At 70.6% G+C, this 5,268-nt stretch carries 5 protein-coding genes; all 5 read right to left on the bottom strand.

Annotated features, from left to right (window positions below):
• Positions 1 to 254: hypothetical protein (locus ACH4C6_RS34565; protein WP_398112616.1), on the bottom strand; the 254-nt coding region annotated here is incomplete at its 3' end.
• Positions 255 to 437: 183 nt separating this feature from the next.
• The gene (locus ACH4C6_RS34560) at positions 438 to 2,933 is read right to left on the bottom strand and encodes a hypothetical protein (RefSeq protein ID WP_398112615.1); all 2,496 of its coding nucleotides are present in this window, start codon (positions 2,931 to 2,933) and stop codon (positions 438 to 440) included.
• A 314-nt stretch (positions 2,934 to 3,247) separates the two neighbouring features.
• Positions 3,248 to 4,366: a conjugal transfer protein gene (locus tag ACH4C6_RS34555; RefSeq protein ID WP_398112614.1), complete on the bottom strand. Its 1,119-nt coding sequence runs from the start codon at positions 4,364 to 4,366 to the stop codon at positions 3,248 to 3,250.
• A 5-nt stretch (positions 4,367 to 4,371) separates the two neighbouring features.
• A complete protein-coding gene (locus ACH4C6_RS34550; protein ID WP_398112613.1) occupies positions 4,372 to 4,758 on the bottom strand; it encodes a hypothetical protein in 387 nt (128 codons plus the stop codon).
• Complete coding sequence (locus ACH4C6_RS34545; protein WP_391463804.1) at positions 4,755 to 5,138, bottom strand: RRQRL motif-containing zinc-binding protein; 384 nt, start codon at positions 5,136 to 5,138, stop codon at positions 4,755 to 4,757. The genes ACH4C6_RS34550 and ACH4C6_RS34545 overlap by 4 nt, the downstream gene beginning before the upstream one ends.
• Positions 5,139 to 5,268 lie beyond the last annotated feature (130 nt).

The raw sequence follows: 5,268 nt of genomic DNA, 5'->3' as shown, positions 1-5,268 counted from the left end.
GGCCCAGCCGGGCCCATGAATTCGCGGAGCGAATTCGAATTCGAAATCCGAGGCCGCAAGCGGCCTTTATGAAAGCCGCTTCGCGACTTTCCGGCGGGGCTTTCTCGCCATTTATCGGCGCGGCCCGGAATTGAAATCCAAGAGCCTCGCGCTTCGCGCATCGGGCCTTTAAGTGAATTTCCAGAATTCACGATCTCACTCATTTTTGCCCTTTCCGTGAATTCTTCCGACTCGCCTTTCTGGCGATCTTTCACGGTTTTTCAAAACCGCTCAAGAACCTTTATATGCACCCTTTCCGCACCTTGCAAGCCCTCTTTTTTGGGGGTGCATCAGGCGTGAATCCCTATGTACTGTTGGCATTTTCCGGTGATACCTCCCGGGTTTTGGGCATGGAAAAGCCCCCTCCGTAGAGGGGGCTGTTTCCGCGTTTCCGCAGGTCAGATCGCGTCTCCCTGCTCGGTCTCCTCCTCGCTTTCCTCGCGCTTTTCGATGCCGCGCTGCTCGTAGTAGGTGATGAGCTGGGTCAGCGTGAACTTCTCGTCGCGCCCCTCACCGATTCCGACCGGGAACCCGTTGCCGTTGCCCTTGTCCCGGCGGGACTTGTGCTTGCGGATCAGCTCGGCCTCGATGACGTAGCCGCGGGCCTGCATCTCGCGGGCAACCTCGGCCACGCTGAGGAGCACGGGGGCCGCCAGGGGGTCCTGGGAGCCCTCCCCGCCGGCCTGCCCGGGGATGAGCCGCAGCCTGTCACGCTGGGGTGTCACGCCGGGTGTCACGTCGCCCTCGGACGTGACACCGCGACCTGCGGTTTCGTCGCTCAGACCCCCCTCAGAGAGCCCCTGGAGGGCTTCGGGGAGCTTGTCACGTGACACGCCCTGGAGGAGGCGCGGGAGGGTCTTCTTGGAGGGCTTGGGCGGGGCGCCGTAGAGGCCGGCGCCCTCCACGAAGCCGGTGCGCTCGCGGGCCTCGATGGCCCAGGCGCGCAGCGCTTCGGGCTTGGCGTAGAGGGTCTGGACCCAGTACTGGGCGTTGCCCTCCACAATCATCATGCGCCCGGCCTTGTCGATGGATTCCGGGACGGGCTTGGTGCCGACGACGTTATCCCAGGTGTTCTTATTGAAGTTGCCCATGAACTTCAGGCGGAAGAGGTTCCGAAGTCCCTTTCCGCCCAATGCCTGGTCCCGGAGATCCTGGAATACGGCGAGGATATTTCCGTGGACGTGGCGGCCGAGGCGGGCGCCGGATGCGACCGTGCCCCAAACGGGGTCGCCAGCGCGGTCAGCCGGGCCGAATTCGTCGGCGCGGGTCTTACGGTTGTCGTCCCACCATTCGCGGGAGACGTCCGCGAATTCGTTGGCCTCTTCGATAAGGCACAGGATGCCGGGGAATTCGGCGGTCGGGTCGGCTTCGGAGATGGCGGAGCGGGCCGCGATCTCTTCCTTGAACCAGTCGATTCCGGCGCGCATGTCCTGGGGGTTCATCGGGTCGTTGTAGATGTAGCAGCCGACGACGCCGATGTAATTCGCGACGCTGACGCGCTTAACGTCGGAGGCGAGAATGTAGTAGCCCTGTGCGATGAGCTGGGCGATAACCATCTGGCAGAACGCGGACTTTCCGCCGCCGGTGCCGACGGAGAGGGCCCAGTGCGGGGTTTCGCCGTCGCCCATCTCCTTGATGATGATCTGGCCGAAGGCGTCGCGGCCGATGACGATCTGGCCGCGCTTGCAGTTGGCGATGGCCTCCTGGATCTCCGGGTCGAAGAAGTCGACGCTGTCGGGCGGGGTGGGCTCGGGGGCCGGCGGCTTGGGCGGCGGCTTGTGGGTGTAGACGGCGGTGGCGTGCTCGCCGGTGAAGGTGAAGCGGCCGACCCATTCGCCGGGGACACGGCTGTTGATCAGGGCGGTGACGTTGTCCTTGTCGGCCTGGGAGCCGCGGAAGGTCCAGGGCAGGCGGACGACGATCCGGGCGTCGTCGTCGGCCAGGCGCTCGGGCATCCGGAGCCAGTTGTCCAAGGGCTCGTCGTCGGGCAGGTCGAGGTCGTCGCGGAGGATCGCCCAGATCTTCGGGCCGTAGACGGCGGCGTCGCCGGGCGGCTTGGGCTGGAAGCGGTGGGCGGCGGCGAGGCCGGCGCCAACGGCGAGGACCAGGAGCACGATGGTCCAGACGCGCCAGGCCGGGACGGCGAGGCCGACCAGGGCGAGGGTGAGGCCGAGGCGGGCCAGGCCGCGGGCGGCGTACGGCCAGCAGTGCCAGGCTCCGAGCGCGCGGGCGAAGGTGGCCACCACGGGCGCGCAGAAGGCGTAGACGGCCGCCAGGAAGCGCCACACGGCCTTGAGGAAGCGCCAGACCTTCCCGGCCGCCATGGCGAGCCACAGGGCCGTACGGACGGCGCGGTCGAGGGCGGCGGCGCCCTTGCCGCGGTAACCCTCGATCCAGGAGGCGGCGTTGCGGGCCCAGGGGCTGGGCTGGCGGCGGCGGGGCTTGACCAGGCTCACCTTCGGCGGGGCGAGGGCGACGGAGGCCATGGAGACGACCTGGGCGACCGGGGTGCCGATCGGGGCGCCGGCCTTGAAGAAGGTGGCGGTGCTGCGGGGCTCGCCGCGCAGCTCCCTGCCGCCGTAGAAGCGGACGACGCCCCAGACGGCCTTGGCCAGGGTGACCAGGCCGCCCCACAGGGCCTTGAAGAGGCCGACGATGCCCTTGCCCAGGCCCTTCCCGGGGGTGGCGGTGCCGCCGGCCTTCTTCTTCCCGGCCTGGTCGGCGGCGACGGCCAGGAGCAGGAGCGCGCCCAGCATCGTGAAGTTCCCGCCGGGCAGGTTCGCGGAGCCCCAGTTCCAGGCGGTGGCGAACGCGTCAGCGACCCAGCCGCCCTGTTCCTGGGCTGCGGGGTCGGGTGGCTGAGTCGTGGTGTTGGCCGCGAGTGCGGCGGTCATGCTGTGCACGGAGTTCCCCTCGTACTCGTGGGAGGGGGACCCGCCGCCCGGCAAGCTGGTTCTCTGTGGCAGGAGGTGAGCCTGCCGGGCGGGCGAATCCCCCGGTCCTGGGACCGCCCTGGGGGCGATCATGCTGGACGGGTCTGACAGTTCCTGGCACTTGCTATAGGTAGGAATCCGGGCCTCGGTGTGACGCTCGGCCTGGGCTTTCTTGAATCCGTCGTACTCGGCGGGGCTTGCCCGAAGGCTTGCCTGGAGACCGGACAGCGGGCTTGCCCACGGGTTTCGGGGCTTGCCCGCTGCCGGGCGGAGGATCAGAGGTAGGGGCTGGGCTGGTCGGCCTGGTTGATGGCCTGGCTGGTCTCGGCGGCGGTGGCCTCGCGCCAGTAGCGGGTGACGGTCTGGCGGAGCTTCGGGTCGTCCGCCTCGCGGCCGTGGCGGGTGGCGATGGCGTCGAGTACGTGGCGGACGTCCTTGACGCCGTCCTCGGCCATGCGGCGGACGTCGGCGGCGATGGACGGCTTCTTGGGCTTCTCGGTGCGGACGACCTTGAGGTCCGGGCGGACGTTCTTGGACTCTTCGGCCTGGTCAGAGTCGGTGTCGGCCGGATATCCGTTCGCATCCGGGCGGATGGTGGACTCCTGGGCTCGCGGGTTCGTGACGTCATCAGCGGATGCGGCGGGGAGAGCCGGGGTGGTGTCGGCGGACGCGGCGAGGAGGGCGGGGGCGGTGCTGGCGGCGATGCCGGGGGCGAACATCCGCTGGAGGGCGATGTCCGCGCCCTGGGTCAGGCGGTCGCGCTGGACGTCCAGGAGGTCCGCGCCGAGGGAGACGTCTCCGGTGCCGACCTTGGCGGCGAGCCGCCAGGACTTGCGGACGGACGCCTTGCGGACGCGCTTGGACGGGTGGGCGGCGGCGCGGGCCTGGTGGTAGGCGAGATCGCGGACGACGGCGGCGGCGCGGGCCTCGGCCTCGATGTCGCGGCCCTCCTGGTGGATGACGACGATCCGGGCGAGGTAGGCGATGGCCTCGGCGGCGGCGGTGATGGCCATGGGGGTCAGGGCGTAGACGATCGTCTGGCCGATGCCCTTGGCGGCGGTGGCGCCCATGACGGCGGCGGCGGCGGGCAGGGCCCAGAGGCCGGCGCGGACGATGAGCGGGGCGGCGCGGTTGAACAGGGTGGTGACCAGGAGGACCAGGGCCATGACGGCGGTGGCGCCCTCACCGGCCGCGAGTGCGCCGAGGGCGGTCTCGTTGCCGTAGCGGGCGGAGAGGTTGTTGTAGGTGCCGATGCCGCCCGCGACGCCGACGGCGAGGATCGGGAGGATCGTGGCGATCAGCAGCGTGCGCTGCATGGTGGTGAGCTTCTTCATGGTGGTGCTGCCTTCCGGGGTCTGTGGTGACGTCGCGCCGTCGTGGGCTCGTGGCGTCATGAGGGTCACTTCTTCTTCTGCTTCGCGGGGCGGGGCGTCTCGCGCAGGCTCTTGATCGCGGCGGCGACGCCGATCACGCCGATGCCGATGCCGATGCCGCCGTACGCGAGGGCCTGGCCCATGGCGGCGATGGCCGGGGCGGCGGCGATGAGGATGACCGTGGCGGGGGTGCACAGGATGACCAGGCCCACGGCGGCGATCAGCCCGTTGCGGAGCCAGGACGGGATCGGCTGGGAGGGCATCTGGACGATGACCGGGGCCGGGGCGGTGGCCGGCACGTAGACCGGCTGGCCCTCGGCGGTGTACCCGATGGTCATGCCGGGCGGGACCGCGGGGAGGGGCTGCGGGGTGTAGTGCTGGATCTCCTGGTTCATGGCGGTGGTCTCCTTCATGCCGCGAGGGCGGCCGGGTGGTCGGCGCACCCCGGGCAGCAGCCGAGGGACGTCGGGATGACGTAGGGGTGGGTGACCTGGCAGGCCGGGCAGGTCCGGCGGGCGCGGAGCATCGCGTGCACCGCGCGCCAGCGGCCGGGGGTCATCGGGCGGACCGGGGCCGCCAGGTCGATGCGGTAGAGGTAGGCGGCGCGGATCGGGCGGACCCGGGTGAGCGGGTCGCGCCGGCCGTGCCAGAGGATCTGGGCGACGACGTCCTGACCGTTGGGACGGAGTCCGCGGGCGCGGAGCTGGCGGCGCGTGGCCAGGCCCTCGGGGGCGAGGCGGCGCGGGTAGGTCGGGAGGCCGTACTCCTCGCCGTTCGGGTCGTAGAACTTCACGTCGGTCACCTCCTGGGCTGGTCGTCGGGGTGTGGTGGGGGGGGGGGGGGGTGGGGGGGCCCCCCCCCCCCCCCCCCGCGGCCCGGCCCCGGGGGGGGGGGGGGGGGGCCCCCCCCCCCCCCCCCCCCGG

The organism is Streptomyces sp. NPDC017943 (assembly GCF_044328425.1).
Classification (GTDB): Bacteria; Actinomycetota; Actinomycetes; order Streptomycetales; family Streptomycetaceae; genus Streptomyces; species Streptomyces djakartensis_A.
This window is presented reverse-complemented; position numbering and strand designations above follow the sequence as displayed.

Excerpts from the sequence above, each read along its gene's own strand:
- ACH4C6_RS34555 (WP_398112614.1), bottom strand. The coding sequence starts at position 4,366 with ATGACGCCACGAGCCCACGACGGCGCGACGTCACCACAGACCCCGGAA.
- ACH4C6_RS34560 (WP_398112615.1), bottom strand. The coding sequence starts at position 2,933 with ATGACCGCCGCACTCGCGGCCAACACCACGACTCAGCCACCCGACCCC.
- ACH4C6_RS34550 (WP_398112613.1), bottom strand. The coding sequence starts at position 4,758 with ATGAAGGAGACCACCGCCATGAACCAGGAGATCCAGCACTACACCCCG.